The sequence below is a fragment of the Caulobacter sp. Root343 genome, from assembly GCF_001425745.1.
GTDB lineage: Bacteria > Pseudomonadota > Alphaproteobacteria > Caulobacterales > Caulobacteraceae > Caulobacter.
Genome location: NZ_LMDF01000009.1, coordinates 91,778 through 105,566 on the forward strand (window position 1 = coordinate 91,778; position 13,789 = coordinate 105,566).

At 67.8% G+C, this 13,789-nt stretch carries 14 protein-coding genes; 11 read left to right on the plus strand and 3 right to left on the minus strand.

What is annotated here, in order from left to right:
- The first annotated feature begins 48 nt into the window (after positions 1–48).
- On the plus strand, positions 49–1,359 hold the full coding sequence (locus ASC70_RS20485; protein WP_056053942.1) for a mannose-1-phosphate guanylyltransferase: 1,311 nt from the start codon (positions 49–51) through the stop codon (positions 1,357–1,359).
- Here ASC70_RS20485 and ASC70_RS20490 read toward each other — a convergent pair.
- Entirely contained in the window at positions 1,343–2,500 is a 1,158-nt protein-coding gene (locus ASC70_RS20490) for an AGE family epimerase/isomerase (RefSeq protein WP_056053944.1), read from the minus strand. The two genes, ASC70_RS20485 and ASC70_RS20490, sit on opposite strands and share 17 nt — an antisense overlap.
- 98 nt (positions 2,501–2,598) lie before the next feature.
- On the opposite strand from ASC70_RS20490, the gene ASC70_RS20495 reads away from it, so the two are divergent.
- The 8 genes from ASC70_RS20495 to ASC70_RS20525 all read left to right on the plus strand — a co-directional run bounded on the left by ASC70_RS20495 (position 2,599) and on the right by ASC70_RS20525 (position 8,523).
- Entirely contained in the window at positions 2,599–3,144 is a 546-nt protein-coding gene (locus ASC70_RS20495; RefSeq protein ID WP_056053946.1) for an HAD-IIIA family hydrolase, read from the plus strand.
- 11 nt (positions 3,145–3,155) lie between these two features.
- Positions 3,156–4,037 carry a dTDP-4-dehydrorhamnose reductase gene (gene rfbD, locus ASC70_RS20500; RefSeq protein WP_056053949.1) on the plus strand — a complete coding sequence of 294 codons (882 nt, stop codon included), beginning with the start codon at positions 3,156–3,158 and terminating at the stop codon, positions 4,035–4,037.
- 71 nt (positions 4,038–4,108) lie between these two features.
- Positions 4,109–4,762: a fructose-6-phosphate aldolase gene (gene fsa / locus ASC70_RS20505; protein WP_047403914.1), complete on the plus strand. Its 654-nt coding sequence runs from the start codon at positions 4,109–4,111 to the stop codon at positions 4,760–4,762.
- A gap of 154 nt (positions 4,763–4,916) precedes the next feature.
- Entirely contained in the window at positions 4,917–5,150 is a 234-nt protein-coding gene (locus tag ASC70_RS20510; protein ID WP_162247252.1) for a hypothetical protein, read from the plus strand.
- 128 nt (positions 5,151–5,278) lie between these two features.
- A complete protein-coding gene (locus tag ASC70_RS20515; RefSeq protein WP_056053954.1) occupies positions 5,279–6,679 on the plus strand; it encodes a cystathionine beta-synthase in 1,401 nt (466 codons plus the stop codon).
- Between the two features lie 59 nt (positions 6,680–6,738).
- Complete coding sequence (locus ASC70_RS20520; RefSeq protein ID WP_056054099.1) at positions 6,739–7,011, plus strand: type II toxin-antitoxin system ParD family antitoxin; 273 nt, start codon at positions 6,739–6,741, stop codon at positions 7,009–7,011.
- Positions 7,012–7,332, plus strand: a complete 321-nt coding sequence (locus ASC70_RS24630; RefSeq protein WP_082539525.1) for a type II toxin-antitoxin system RelE/ParE family toxin — start codon at positions 7,012–7,014, stop codon at positions 7,330–7,332.
- 15 nt (positions 7,333–7,347) lie between these two features.
- Positions 7,348–8,523, plus strand: coding sequence for a PLP-dependent aspartate aminotransferase family protein (locus tag ASC70_RS20525; RefSeq protein ID WP_056053957.1), 1,176 nt, complete (start codon positions 7,348–7,350; stop codon positions 8,521–8,523).
- On the opposite strand, the gene ASC70_RS20530 is transcribed toward ASC70_RS20525, so the two are convergent.
- Complete coding sequence (locus ASC70_RS20530; RefSeq protein ID WP_056053961.1) at positions 8,450–9,442, minus strand: mechanosensitive ion channel family protein; 993 nt, start codon at positions 9,440–9,442, stop codon at positions 8,450–8,452. The genes ASC70_RS20525 and ASC70_RS20530 overlap by 74 nt on opposite strands.
- A gap of 143 nt (positions 9,443–9,585) precedes the next feature.
- Between ASC70_RS20530 and ASC70_RS20535 the strand changes: the two genes are divergently transcribed.
- Positions 9,586–10,746 carry a DegT/DnrJ/EryC1/StrS aminotransferase family protein gene (locus ASC70_RS20535; protein ID WP_056053963.1) on the plus strand — a complete coding sequence of 387 codons (1,161 nt, stop codon included), beginning with the start codon at positions 9,586–9,588 and terminating at the stop codon, positions 10,744–10,746.
- Between the two features lie 93 nt (positions 10,747–10,839).
- Positions 10,840–12,090, plus strand: a complete 1,251-nt coding sequence (locus tag ASC70_RS20540) for a multidrug effflux MFS transporter (protein ID WP_235519469.1) — start codon at positions 10,840–10,842, stop codon at positions 12,088–12,090.
- On the opposite strand, the gene ASC70_RS20545 is transcribed toward ASC70_RS20540, so the two are convergent.
- Positions 12,087–13,697, minus strand: a complete 1,611-nt coding sequence (locus tag ASC70_RS20545; protein WP_056053964.1) for a cisplatin damage response ATP-dependent DNA ligase — start codon at positions 13,695–13,697, stop codon at positions 12,087–12,089. The two genes, ASC70_RS20540 and ASC70_RS20545, sit on opposite strands and share 4 nt — an antisense overlap.
- Positions 13,698–13,789 lie beyond the last annotated feature (92 nt).

Genomic DNA, 13,789 nt, shown 5'->3' on the forward strand with positions numbered 1-13,789 from the left:
CAATCACGCCCTATCAGGGCCGAAGACTGAAGTGTGTGGGGACAAGTCTTGAGTGCGATCTATCCGGTGATCCTGTGCGGCGGCTCGGGCACGCGTCTTTGGCCCGCGTCGCGAAGCGACCAGCCCAAGCAATTCCTGAAGCTGGTCGGCGACCGCTCCTCGTTCCAGGAAACGGTGCTGCGGGTGAAGGACATCCCCGGCGTCGCCGAGATCGTCATCGTCACCGGCGAGGCCATGATCGGCTTCGTGGCCGCCCAGACCGCCGAGATCGGCGTCTGGGTCACCATCCTGGTCGAACCCGAGGCGCGTGACTCGGCCCCCGCCGTGGCCGCCGCGGCCGCCTATGTCGAGCGCCAGGATCCCGACGGCGTCGTGCTGATGCTGGCCGCCGACCACCACATTTCCCAGCCCGAAATCTTCGGCGAGGCGGCCGTCGCCGCCGCCAAGGCCGCCGAGCAGGACCTTATCGTCACCTTCGGCGTGCAGCCGACCGTGCCGGCCACCGGCTTCGGCTATATCCGGCCGGGCGCGCCGCTGCTGGACGGCTCGGTGCGCGAGGTCGCCGCCTTCGTCGAGAAACCCGACCAGGAGACCGCCGAACGCTACCTGCTGGAAGGCTATCTCTGGAACAGCGGCAACTTCGCCTTCAAGGCCTCGACCCTGATGGGCGAGTTCGAGGCCTTCGAGCCGTCGGTCGCCGCCGCCGCCAAGGCCTGCATCGCCATCCTGGAACTTGAGGCCGGTCTCGGCCGCCTGGACCGCGCGGCCTTCGCCGGCGCGGCCAAGATCTCGCTGGACTACGCCGTGATGGAGCGGACCACGAAGGCCGCCGTCGTGCCGGCCGCCTTCGCCTGGTCGGACCTGGGCGCCTGGGACGCGATCTGGGAGGCCTCGGTCCGTGACGGCGAGGGCAACGCCCAGGACGGCGACGTCGACCTGCACGGCGCCTCGAACGTCCTGGTGCGCACGACCGGCCCCTATGTCGGCGTGATCGGCGTCAGCGACATCGTGGTGGTGGTCGAGCCGGACGCCGTCCTGGTTTGCCACCGCAAGGACAGCCAGGCGGTGAAGACCCTGGTCGACAGCCTGAAGGCCAAGGGCCGCTCGATCGCCTCGCGCAAGAGCGCCGCGCCGAACGGGATCGAGACCCTGGTCACCACCGACGGCTTCGACGTCGAGCTGCGCCGCGCCCCGGCCGGCGAGGCCTTCGCCCTGCCGGTCTCGACCGTGCAGCTGCTGGAAGGCGCGCTGGAGATGGACGGCGACGTCTACGCCGCCGGCGCGATCATCCCGCTGGACGTTGAGGTCATGGCGCGAGCGATCGGCGCGGCGACGCTGCTGGTCACGAGGCCGCGTTAACGGCTCTGTCCAGTTCCACGATGGCGCAGAGGATGTGGTAGAACGAGCTGGCCGGAGCCGGCTCGTCGACGAAGTCGCCGCCCGGCGAGAGCTTGTCGCGCCACAGGCCGGGGACGGGCGTGCGCAGATAGGCCATCAGGCCCTCCGCGCCGGCTGCGGCCATGGCCCACCAGCGCGGCTCGCCGGTGATCTCGGCCGCCAGGGCGCCGGCCTTGATCCGCTCGGTCTGCGGCCACAGGCGGGCGTTGGGATCGTCGATCGAAAAGTCGTCGAGCAGGGCGTTGATCGCCACGCCGTTGTCTTCGTTGATCCCGTGGGTCTCGCCGGCCTCGATCATCCGCAAGGCGGCGGCCGTCGCGTCGGCGCGGCCGGTGAGCTTGCCCCAGCGCAGCAGCAGCCAGCCCCATTCGAATTGATGGCCCGGCTCGCAGATGCGGCCCTCGCGCCCTGGGGCCGGGTTCCAATCCAGGTCGAAGAACTCGCGCAGCATGCCGCTCTCGGCCTGGATAAAGCGCGACAGGGTCAGCTCGGCGATTTCGTCGGCCAGGGCGCGCCAGACCGGATCGCTGTCGATCTCGGACCAGGCCAGGCACGCTTCCAGCAGGTGCATGTGCTCGTTGGAGCCCTGCGGGGCGCTGGGCGGATCGGTCAGGTAGAAGCCGCCTAGCGGATGCTTGCGCGTGGCGATCAGCTTGGTCCGCACCTCGGTCGCCAGGCGACGCATCTCGTCGGCCCGTTCCGGCGCGATCCGGGCCACGGCGGCGGCGGCGAACATCGAGAAGGCCTGGTCGTAGAGGGCCGCGGTGTCGTCCAGGCTGGCGCCGTCAGGTCCGACCAGGGCGCGGAACAGGCCGTCGGGCCGGCGATAGGCCTCCAGATAGAAGGACAGGCCATGCTCGACGGCTTCGCGCCAAGCACCGGTCCAGCCGAGGTCGCTGGCCACCGAATACGAATAGATCTGGCGCGGCAGGACGCGGCCGCGACGCGGTCCCTGGACCGGTTTGCCATCCTGGCCGAGCTTCTCGAAGAAGCCGCCGGCCGGATCGGCCCCCGTCTTCCACCACAGCGGATAGGCCGCCTCGACGGCCCAGGTCTTGAGGCGGTCGCGCAGGCGGCTGGCGTCGGCGAAGGCGTTGGTCATCGAGGGCTCCCAGAGGTGAGCCTTTCTAGAGCGCATCGCGTGTCCAGGCCAAGACGGCGGCTTGGCGATTTGGCGCCGGTCGGGGTAGTGCTCGGGTCATGACCAGCGTCCTTGCTCCTCCGCCGCTGAAGGCCGTGTTCCTGGATCGGGACGGCGTGCTGAACATCGACCACGGCTATGTCTTCGATCCGGCCAGGCTGGACTGGATCGACGGCGCCCGCGAGGCGGTGGCGGCGATGACCGCGGCGGGACTGAAGGTGCTGGTCGTCACCAACCAGTCGGGCATTGGCAGAGGCTATTTCGACGAGGCGGCGATGAACCGCTTCCATGCGGCCATGCAGGACCAACTGGCCGAACTGGGCGGGCGGATCGACGCCTTCTATCACTCTCCCTTTCACGAAACGGCGGTCATAGAGGCCTATCGGGTCGCCGATCATCCCGACCGCAAGCCGAACCCGGGCATGATCCTGCGCGGCCTGGCCGACTGGGGGCTGACGCCGGACGAGGCGGTGATCATCGGCGATCGCCACATCGACGTGGAGGCCGGCAATCGGGCGGGCATGGCTGGCTACCTGTTCAAGGGCGGAAACCTCAGGACCTTCGTCGGCGAGGTGCTCGGCGACCGGGTCCCGATGCTCAAGTGAGACGGGCTGACATGAGGATCCTGCAGTTCGGCAAGACCGGCCAGGTCGCCACCGCCGTCCAGGCCGCAGCGCTAGGCAAGGCCGAGATCGTCGCCCTGTCCCGCGCCGACTGCGACCTGGAAAACCCGGAGGCGGTGCGTGCGGCGGTGCTGGGCGCCGATTGCGACCTCGTCCTCAACACCGCAGCCTTCACCCACGTGGATCCGGCCGAGGTCCGGCCCGACGAGGCCTTCGCGGTCAATGCGACGGCGCCGGGGGCCATGGCCGCCGCCTGCGCCGAGCGGGGCCTGCCGTTCGTGCATCTCTCCACCGACGCGGTGTTCGACGGCCTGACCGACCGCGCCTATGTCGAGACCGACGAAGCCCGACCCATCAATGTCTACGGCCGCTCGAAGTTGGCCGGCGAACAGGCGGTGCTGGCCCATCCCAAGGCGGTGGTGCTGCGGATCTCCTGGGTGTTTTCGAGGTATGGTCGAAGTTATGTCAGCTTCATGCTGCGCCTGGCCCGCGAGCGGGAGGTGCTGAAGGTGGTGGCCGACCAGCTCGGCACGCCGACCGACGGCGAGGCCTTGGCCGACTTCCTGATCGCCAGCGCGCCGCGCTGGGCTGCCGCGCCGGCCGCCGATCCAGCGTTCGGCCTGTTCCATTTCGCCAACGCCGGCGAGACCAGCCGCTTCGACTTCGCCAAGGCCGCGATCGATCGCGATCCGCTGAGCAAGGCGCGCCTGGAGCCGACCACCCAGGCCGCCTTCGCCGAGCCGGCCCCGCGCCCGCCACGGTCGCCACTCGATACCGGCAAGCTTCAAAGCGTGTTCGGTTTCGCGCCGGAGCCCTGGCGGACGGCCGTCGAACGCATCGCCGATCGCCTGATCGCGGCCGGTTTCCCGGCCTAGGCGCTGGCGCCGCTGGCGCGCTCGCGATAAACCGGGGCCAACTTTTCCAGAAAAAACAGCGCAAGAGACCCATGCAGATCTTCCTCGACAGCACCGACACCAAGGTCATCGCCGATCTGGCCTCGACCGGCCTGGTCGACGGCGTGACCACCAACCCGACCCTGATCGCCAAGTCGGGCCGCCCGATGCTGGAAGTGATCGCCGAGATCTGCGACCTCGTCCCCGGCCCGATCAGCGCCGAGGTGGCCGCCACCACGGCCGACGCTATGATCGCCGAAGGCAAGAAGCTGGCCGCCATCGCCCCCAACGTGGTCGTCAAGATCCCGCTGACCCGTGACGGCCTGATCGCCTGCGCCGCCTTCGCCGACGAAGAGATCAAGACCAACGTCACCCTGTGCTTCTCGGCGACCCAGGCCCTGCTGGCCGCCAAGGTCGGCGCGACCTACATCTCGCCGTTCATCGGCCGCCTGGACGACTACGGCTTTGACGGCATGGACCTGATCCGCGACATCCGCGCGATCTACGACAACTACGGCTACGAGACCGAGATCCTGGCCGCCTCGGTGCGCCACGCCGCCCACGTCAAGGAAGCGGCGATCATCGGCGCCGACGTCGTCACCATCCCGCCGGCCGTGTTCGCCGAACTCTACAAGCATCCGCTGACCGACAAAGGCCTGGAGCAGTTCCTGAAGGACTGGGCCTCGACCGGCCAATCCATCCTGTAACTTGGCGGTCATGTAAGGGGTTGCGCGTTCCCGGGCGGGTTTTCGCTCGCCCGGGAGGCGATCAAGTGATCACAGTTTATTTCGCAATGGCGAAGCTGGTTCGCAAATGCGTTCTGGCGCGTTAAAGGTGGTCCGTTCACAGAGGGCCACACTTATGGTTCCGACTCCCGCAGAGACCGAAGTCCGTTTGACCGGTCCCGAAGAAGCCGATCGCTTCTCGCGATTCCTCCATGGATTCCTGTCGTCCAACGGCTTTCCGTTCGTGATCGTCCACGACACGCCCGAGCTGCTGGGCCAGCTGCGCAAGGTCGTGTTCGAGGACATCGGCCTCAGCCGCAAGTTCGCCAGCGAGTGGCTCAACCAGCGCGGAACCGCTGGGGCGGCCTAGAGCGCGCCGACGCGCTCCAGCGTCCCAGGCTTGGAGTATGTCCGAGGTCATACTCCTGGGGGCTTCCCTTATTCCAAGAACCGCGCCTAGCTAGGGGAAATCGTTTCACCCTGCAGCGGAGCTGCGCCATGAACGACCCCAAATCCGGTTATCTTTCGATCGCCGGCTCTGCCCTGGACTTGATCGGCCGCACGCCGATGGTCGAGGTCAAGCATCTCGACACCGGCCTTTGCCGTCTCTTCCTCAAGCTCGAAAACCAGAACCCCGGCGGCTCGATCAAGGACCGGGTCGCCCGCTCGATGATCGAGGCGGCCGAGACCGACGGCCGGCTCAAGCCTGGCGGCACGATCATCGAAGCCACCGCCGGCAACACCGGTCTTGGCCTGGCCCAGGTGGCGACCTTGAAGGGTTACAAGCTGATCCTGATCGTCCCCGACAAGATGGCGCGGGAGAAGATCCTGCACCTGCGAGCCATGGGCGTGGACGTCCGCCTGACTCGCAGCGACGTCGGCAAGGGTCATCCGGAATACTACCAGGACATGGCCCAGACCCTGGCCCAGTCGATCCCCGGCGCCCTGTACGCCAATCAATTCGAGAACCCGGCCAACCCGCTCGCTCACGAAACGACGACCGCCCCGGAACTTCTGGCCCAGATGGACGGCGACATCGACGCGATCGTCGTCGGGGTCGGCTCGGGCGGCACCCTGACCGGCGTCGGCCGCTACATGAAGGCTCACTCGCCGAAGACGAAGATGGTGCTGGCCGATCCCGTCGGCTCGATCCTGCGCGACTATGTCGAGACCGGGACGTTCGGCGAGGCCGGGTCGTGGATCGTCGAGGGCATCGGCGAGGACTTCATTCCAGCCAACGCCCAGATGGACCTGGTGTCCAAGGCCTATTCGATCAGCGACCGCGAGAGCGTCGAGACCGCCCGCGAGCTGCTGCGCAAGGAAGGGATCCTGGCCGGGTCGTCCTCGGGCTGCCTGCTGGCCGCGGCGCTGAAATACTGCCGCGAGCAGACCGAACCAAAGCGGGTGGTGACCCTCGTCTGCGACACCGGCTCGAAATACCTGACCAAGATGTTCAACGACCTGTGGCTGGCCGCTCACGGCTTTGACGGGCGCGAGATACACGGCGATCTGCGCGACCTGATCGCCAAGCGCTACGCCGAGGGTGGGGTGATCGCCATCGGGCCCGACGACACCTTGATGACCGCCTACAACCGCATGCGCTCGTCCGACATCAGCCAGCTGCCGGTCGTCGACCACGGCCGGCTGGTCGGCATCCTCGACGAGAGCGACATCCTGGCGGCGGTCGAAGGGACGGACGACCATCGCGGCGCGCGCTTCAAGACGCCGGTCGGCGACGCCATGACCCGTGAGGTGCGCACCCTGCAGGCCCACCAGTCGGTCGACGCCCTGCCCGAGGTGTTCGACCGCGACGAGGTCGCCCTGGTCGTCGACGGCGAGGAGTTCCTGGGCGTCATTACCCGGGTCGACCTGATCAACCACTTGCGGATGAGCGCTTAGATGTTGCGGAAATGTTCTCTTCGCGCCATCTTGCCTTCGTGCACCGAGACGAGGATCGCATGACCTTAAAGGTCGAGCTCTCGCCGGACCTTGAGCGGTTCGTCGAGCAATCCGTGGCCGCAGGCCGTTTTGCGAACACCAGCGAAGCGGTCAGTTTCGGCCTGCGCCTACTGCGCGACCAGGACGCGCGCAAGGAAGCGTTCATGGCGATGCTGCACGAGGCCGAGGCCGAAGCGGAGCGTGACGGCTATTTCACCGCGGAGCAGGTGATGGCCGAACTCGACGCGTTCATCGACGCCGTCGAGGCAGAGAAAACGGCCGCAGCCGAGTAGATGCCGGCGGCGATCCTAGCGCCCGGCGCGCGACGCGATGTGCTGAATGCGGCTCGCATCATCGCGCGAGACAATGTCTCCGCCGCGCGTCGCTTGCCTCGGACAGTGGTGGCGTTGGCGCAGCGGATTGGCGATTTTCCGGACATCGGGATTGAACGTCTTGATCTCGCCTCGCCGCCCTACAGGTTCGTGGCTCTGCCTGGCTTTCCTCATATCGTGGTCTACGACGCCGCCCGCAGACCGCCAGTCATCCTGCGCATTCTTCACGGATCGCGGGATCTCCAAAGCATACTGAAAAATCTCCCTCACCGCGGAAGCTGAAGCGAAAGACCCTTCATGACCGACATCCCCGGCAAGAACCGCCTGGACTTCGCCACGCGGACCATCCACGGCGGCCAGTATCCCGACCCGACCACCGGGGCGGTGATGGTGCCGATCTACGCGACTTCGACCTATGTCCAGTCCAGCCCGGGCGAGCACAAGGGCTTCGAGTACAGCCGCAGCCACAACCCGACCCGGTTCGCCTTCGAGCGTTGCATCGCCGACCTGGAGAGCGGGACCGCCGGCTTCGCCTTCGCCTCCGGCCTGGCGGCGGCCTCGACGATCCTGGAAACCCTGGACAGCGGCGCGCACGTGATCGCCAGCGACGACCTCTACGGCGGCTCGTTCCGGCTGTTCGACAAGGTGCGCAAGCGCTCGGCGGGCCTGACCTTCAGCTTCGTCGACATGGGGGACCTGGCGGCGGTCGAGGCGGCGATCACGCCGGCGACGCGGATGATCTGGGTGGAGACCCCGACCAATCCGATGCTGCGCCTGGCCGACCTCGCCGGGATCGCGGTGATTGCGAAAAGGCGCGGCCTGGTCACGGTCGCCGATAACACCTTCGCCAGCCCCTACATCCAGCGGCCGCTGGAGCTGGGCTTCGACGTGGTCATGCATTCGGCGACCAAGTACCTGAACGGCCACTCCGACGTGGTGGCGGGCGTGGCGGTGGTCGGCGACAACGCCGCTCTGGCCGACCAGATGAAGTTCCTGCAGAACGCCGTGGGCGCCGTGCTGGGGCCGTTCGACAGCTTCCTGGCGTTGCGTGGGGTCAAGACCCTGGCCTTGCGCATGCAGCGGGCCTGCGACAGCGCCCTGGAGATCGCCCGCTGGCTCGAGCAGCACCCGGCGATCGAGCGGGTCATCTATCCGGGCCTGGAAAGCCACCCGCAGCACGACCTGGCCAAGCGCCAGATGACCGGCGGTTTCGGCGGGATCATCTCGGCCGACGTGCGGGGCGGTCTCGCACCGGCCCGGAAAATGCTGGAGCGCACCCGCCTGTTCACGCTCGCCGAAAGCCTGGGCGGGGTCGAGAGCCTGATCGAACATCCGGCGATCATGACCCACGCCTCCATACCCGCCGATCAGCGGGCGGCGCTGGGAATCTCGGACGGCCTCATCCGGCTTTCTGTGGGGATCGAGTCTTGCCGGGATCTGATTTCCGACCTCGACGCGGCTTTATCAGGCTGAGCAGATGATGGTGCTCGCCCTCGCCCGGCATGACCGGCGAAGGGTCGATCGCCTTGGACGGGCGCGGCGGCGGCAGGTCCGCGCGCGCCGGGTCGTCGGCCAGCAGGTGGGCCGCCAGCATCAGGTCGGTCTTGACCGGTCCGAAATCGGCGGCCGCCACCCAGACGCGGATCGCGGCCTGGGCGAAGGCTTCCGACAGGTCGGTGACTTCGATCATCGGCGCGGGGTCCTTGCGGATCCGCGGATCGCTTTCGGCCCGTTCGCGCAGCCGCTTCAGGACCGGCACCAGATCGGTCTTCAGCGGCACCTTGAACAGCACGTCGACCCGCCGGTTGCGGTGGGCCGAATAGTTCAGGATCACGTCGCCGAACACCTTGCTGTTGGGGATCATCACCTTGACGTTGTCCGGCGTGGCGATCTCGGTGAACAGCAGGTCCAGGGCCTTGACGGTGCCCTGGCGGGTGGAGCTCTCGATCAGGTCGCCGACCTTATAGGGGCGGATCAGCAGGATCATCACCCCGGCCGCCACGTTGGACAACGCCCCTTGCAGGGCCAGGCCGATGGCCAGGGAGGCCGCGCCCAGGACGGCGATGATCGAGGTGGTCTGCACGCCCAGCTGCTGCAGCACGGCCACCAGGCCCACGGCGATGATCGCGTAGCGGGTCAGGGAGGCGCTGAAGCTTTCCAGCGTTGCGTCGGGCGCGTTGCGGTGCACCTTGTTCAAGGCCCGGCGCACCACGCGGGACATCCAACCGGCGACCCAGAAGGTCACCGCCAGGATCAGGGCGGCGACCACCAGGTTCACCGCCAGCCTGCCCAGCCAGTCCAGGAAATGACTGAACATGGTCTCGTCGGCCTTCACGTTCGCGAGCGACGGCAGGGACGCGTCCGCCGGGATGATACTGGGCTTGGTCTGCATGGAGTTCTCGATAGGCGCCCCCACGCCCATCGGTCAACGACAAGGCGAACCAACCGTTCCGCTCCGCGCATTTCGAGGCGGGAAACAGTCGGTTACATCAATTGGCTCGAAATCGTCATCAACCGACACTAGAGCGAGCGCCCATGAGCATGTCCTTCATCGACCTCGCCGCGCAGCAGCGCAGGATCCGCGACAAGATCGACGCCGCCATCGCCAAGGTGCTGGACAGCGGCGCCTATGTGATGGGTCCGCAGGTCCGTGAGTTCGAGGCCAAGCTGGCGGACTTCGGCCAGGCCAAGCTGGCCCTCTCCTGCGCCAATGGCACCGACGCCATCGCCCTGCCGCTGATGGCCTGGGGCGTGGGCCGGGGCGACGCGGTGTTCTGCCCGTCCTTCACCTTCGCCGCGACGCCCGAGGTCGTGCCGTGGGTCGACGCCACGCCGGTGTTCGTCGACGTGCTGCCCGACACCTACAATCTCGATCCGGCCAGGCTGGACGCCGCCATCGCCGCGGTGAAGGCCGAGGGCCGCCTGACGCCGAAGGTGGTGATCGCCGTCGACCTGTTCGGCCAGCCGGCCGACTATCCAGCCATCAAGGCCATCTGCGACCGCGAAGGTCTGAAGCTGATCGCCGACAGCGCCCAGGGCTTCGGCTGCACGCTCGAGGGCAAGCACCCGCTGCACTGGGCCGACGTCGCCACGACCAGCTTCTTCCCGGCCAAGCCGCTGGGCTGCTACGGCGACGGCGGCGCGGTGCTGACCAACGACACCACCCTGTGGGACCTGATGGACAGCTATCGCGTCCACGGCAAGGCGGTCGGTCCGGACCTCGAGGGCAAAACCTTCGACCACGACCCCAAGTACCTGAACACCCGCATCGGCATGAACTCGCGCCTCGACACCATCCAGGCGGCGATCCTGATCGAGAAGCTGGCCCTGTTCGCCGAGGAGATCGCGCTGCGTCAGGTCGTGGCCGACCGCTACGCCGAGGGCCTGCGGGGCGCGGTGCTGTCGACCCCGACGGTGATCGACGGCGGGGTTTCGGTCTGGGCGCAATATGTGATCGAGCATGCGGACCGCGACGGCCTGGCCGCGCACCTGAAGACTCAAGGGATCCCGACTGCCGTCTACTATCCCGTGCCCATGCATGTGCAGGCGCCGTACGCCCACTTCCCGCGCGGCGCCGGCGGCCTGCCGGTCACCGAGGCCAAGGCGCGGACCGTGCTGGCCCTGCCGATGCATCCGTATCTGGGCGAGGCCGATCAGACAAAGATCATCGACGCGATCCGGGCCTACAACGGCTGATCGCACCGTTAGGTCTGGCGTCGCGCGCCCCAGGCCCTATATGCCGCGCGTATGCGTCTCGTGGCTGGGGCGTCAGCCCAGGCGAGAAAATCCATGTCCGACACCGCTCCCTCGCCGCACCCCGGCATGGGCTTTGGCCAGTTCGTCGCCCTGATCGCGGCGATGATGGCCACCAACGCCCTGGCCATCGACTCCATGCTGCCGGCCCTGCCGCATATCGGCGAGGCGCTGGGGATCCATGATCCGAACGCCCGCCAGTGGGTGATCACCTCCTACCTGCTCGGCTTCGGCGTCGCCCAGCTGGTCTATGGCTCGCTGGCCGACCGCTATGGCCGCAAGCCGGTGCTGATGGTCGGGCTGACGCTCTACACCCTGTTCGCCGCCCTCTGCGCCTTCTCGACCTCGTTCGAGATGCTGCTGATCGCGCGGTTCCTGACCGGCCTTGGCGCGGCCTCGACCCGGGTGCTGGCGGTGTCGATCGTCCGCGACTGCTATGCCGGCCGCCAGATGGCGCGGGTGATGTCGCTGGCCTTCATCGTCTTCCTGGCCACCCCGGTGATCGCGCCGTCGCTGGGCCAGGCGATCATGCTGTTCGCCTCGTGGCGGTGGATCTTCGGCGTGCTGTCGATCTTCGGCTTGATCGTCATCGCCTGGGCGGCGATCAAGCTGCCCGAGACCCAGCACCCGGAGGATCGCATCCCGATCTCGGTGGCGGGCGTCACCTCGGCCTTCAAGATCGCGCTCACCGACCGTATCGCCATGGGCTACACCCTGGCCGCGGCCCTGGTCCTGAGCGGCTTGTTCGGCTTTCTCAACTCGGCCCAGCAGGTGTTCGTCGACGTGCTGGGCGCGGGCGACATCTTTCCGCTGATCTTCGCCGGCATCGCCGGCGCCATGGCCGTCTCGTCGCTGCTGAACTCGCGGATCGTGGAACGGCTCGGCATGCGCAAGGTCTCGCACTGGGCGCTGATCGGCTTCATCGGCGTCGCGGCCGCCCATGCGGTGGTGGCGATGACCGGTCACGAGACCCTGTGGACCTTCGCCCTGATGCAGGCCGCCATGATGTTCTGCTTCGGCCTGGTCATGTCGAACTTCGGGGCCATCGCCATGGAGCCGCTGGGCCATGTCGCGGGCGCGGCCGCCTCGATCCAGGGTTTCATCACCACGATCGGCGGGGCCCTGTGCGGCTTCGTCATCGGCCAGCTGTTCGACGGCACCACCGTGCCGCTGACCTTGGGCTTCACCGGTTTCGGTTTGGCGGGCCTGCTGATGGTGCTGGCCACCGAGAAGGGCAAGCTGTTCCAGACGGGTGCGGTCTCGCCCGCCCCGGCGGCGGCGCACTAGTCCAGCATCGCCTCCAGCGTCGCCAGCTCGTCGGCTTCGCGCGAGGGCTTGTCCCAGCGGATGCGGTTGATGCGCGGAAAGCGCATGGCCACGCCGGACTTGTGGCGGGTCGAGCGCTGTAGGCCCTCAAATGCCACTTCGAACACCAGGCCGAACTCCTGGTCGGCCCGCACCGATCGCACCGGGCCGAAGCGCTCGATCGTGTGGTCGCGGACGAACTTGTCGATCAGCTTCAGCTCCTCGTCGGTGAAGCCGAAATAGGCCTTGCCGACGGGGGTCAGGCCGCGTCGGCCCTCCTCGTCCTCGCGCCAGACGCCGAAGGTGTAGTCAGAATAGAAGCTGGAGCGCTTGCCGTGACCGCGCTGGGCGTACATCAGCACCGCGTCGATCAGGTGCGGGTCGCGCTTCCACTTGAACCACGGACCCTTCGGCCGCCCCGGCTCGTAGACGCTGTCACGGCGCTTCAGCATCAGGCCTTCGGAGAGGCGCGCATCGCCCTCGGGCGGGTCCAGGCGCAGAGCGGCCAGGTCTTCCCAGCTTGAGAAGGGCTGCAGCGGCGACAGGTCGATGCGCGTGGTCTTCAGCCGCGCCACGAACGCCTCCAGCCGCGCGCGGCGCTCGACGAAGGGCAGGCCGCGCAGGTCCTCCTCGCCGTCCAGCATCAGGTCGTAGGCGCGGATTCCGGCCGGGAAGCTCGCCAGCTGCTTGGCGTCGACGGTCTTGCGGTTCAGCCGCTGCTGCAGGTCGCCGAACGGAGCCAGGGCGCCGTCGCGCAGGACCAACAGCTCGCCGTCGATCGCGCCCTCGAAGTCCAGCGCCTCGACCACGTCGGGGAAGCTGGCCGAGATGTCGTCGCCGGTGCGGGTGTAGAGCCGCCGCTCGCCGCGCTCGCTGACCGCCTGGACGCGGATGCCGTCCCACTTCCATTCGGCCACATAGTCGGCGGGATCCAGCTTGGCGAAGTCGACCACCTCGTCGATCGGCTGGGCCAGCATCACGGGCCTGAAACGCCCCGGCGCGTCGGGCGAGGGGCGTTCGGACCGTCCCTCCAGCCAGGTGAACAGGTCGCCATAGGGTGGCGCCATCGCGTGCCAGACCTCCTCGATCTCGCCGATCTCGACCCCGCCGAAATTGGCGCAGGCCTGCTTGGCCAGGCGCGAGGACACGCCGACCCGCAGGCCGCCGGTCATCAGCTTCAGCAGCGCCCAGCGGCCGTCCGGGTCCAAGGCGTCCAGCCAACCTTCGATCAGCCGCTGGACCTCGGTCCGCGAAGCCGAGTGCAGGGCGTCGACGACCTCGGACAGCTCCGGCGGGCGATTGGCCCCGGGCTTGGCGGGCCAGACCAGGGCGACGGTCTCGGCCAGGTCGCCGACATAGTCGTAGGACCAGGCGAACAGCTGGGCGTCCATCCGCGCCTCGACCGCCTTGCGGATGAAGGCCGGCTTGGCGGCGTTGAACGACAGGGCGCCGGTCAGGGCCGCCAGGGCGTAGCCGCGATCGGGGTCCGGCGTCTGGCGCAGGTGGTCCTCGATCAGGGTCAGCTTGGCGTTGCGCGAGGCCGTCAGCGACAGGCGATCCAGCAGGTGAGCGAAGGCGCGCATGGACATGGAATGTCGAGCGGCCTCCGTTCGTTCAACCGACGTCCTAACCAAGCCGCCGTGACCCTCTCGCGCAAGAGGGGTGAGGATGCTAGATTAAA

Coding starts and splice junctions, on each gene's coding strand:
- ASC70_RS20490 (WP_056053944.1), bottom strand. CDS start 2,500: ATGACCAACGCCTTCGCCGACGCCAGCCGCCTGCGCGACCGCCTCAAG.
- ASC70_RS20495 (WP_056053946.1), top strand. CDS start 2,599: ATGACCAGCGTCCTTGCTCCTCCGCCGCTGAAGGCCGTGTTCCTGGAT.
- rfbD (WP_056053949.1), top strand. CDS start 3,156: ATGAGGATCCTGCAGTTCGGCAAGACCGGCCAGGTCGCCACCGCCGTC.
- fsa (WP_047403914.1), top strand. CDS start 4,109: ATGCAGATCTTCCTCGACAGCACCGACACCAAGGTCATCGCCGATCTG.
- ASC70_RS20510 (WP_162247252.1), top strand. CDS start 4,917: ATGGTTCCGACTCCCGCAGAGACCGAAGTCCGTTTGACCGGTCCCGAA.
- ASC70_RS20515 (WP_056053954.1), top strand. CDS start 5,279: ATGAACGACCCCAAATCCGGTTATCTTTCGATCGCCGGCTCTGCCCTG.
- ASC70_RS20520 (WP_056054099.1), top strand. CDS start 6,739: ATGACCTTAAAGGTCGAGCTCTCGCCGGACCTTGAGCGGTTCGTCGAG.
- ASC70_RS24630 (WP_082539525.1), top strand. CDS start 7,012: ATGCCGGCGGCGATCCTAGCGCCCGGCGCGCGACGCGATGTGCTGAAT.
- ASC70_RS20525 (WP_056053957.1), top strand. CDS start 7,348: ATGACCGACATCCCCGGCAAGAACCGCCTGGACTTCGCCACGCGGACC.
- ASC70_RS20530 (WP_056053961.1), bottom strand. CDS start 9,442: ATGCAGACCAAGCCCAGTATCATCCCGGCGGACGCGTCCCTGCCGTCG.
- ASC70_RS20535 (WP_056053963.1), top strand. CDS start 9,586: ATGAGCATGTCCTTCATCGACCTCGCCGCGCAGCAGCGCAGGATCCGC.
- ASC70_RS20540 (WP_235519469.1), top strand. CDS start 10,840: ATGTCCGACACCGCTCCCTCGCCGCACCCCGGCATGGGCTTTGGCCAG.
- ASC70_RS20545 (WP_056053964.1), bottom strand. CDS start 13,697: ATGTCCATGCGCGCCTTCGCTCACCTGCTGGATCGCCTGTCGCTGACG.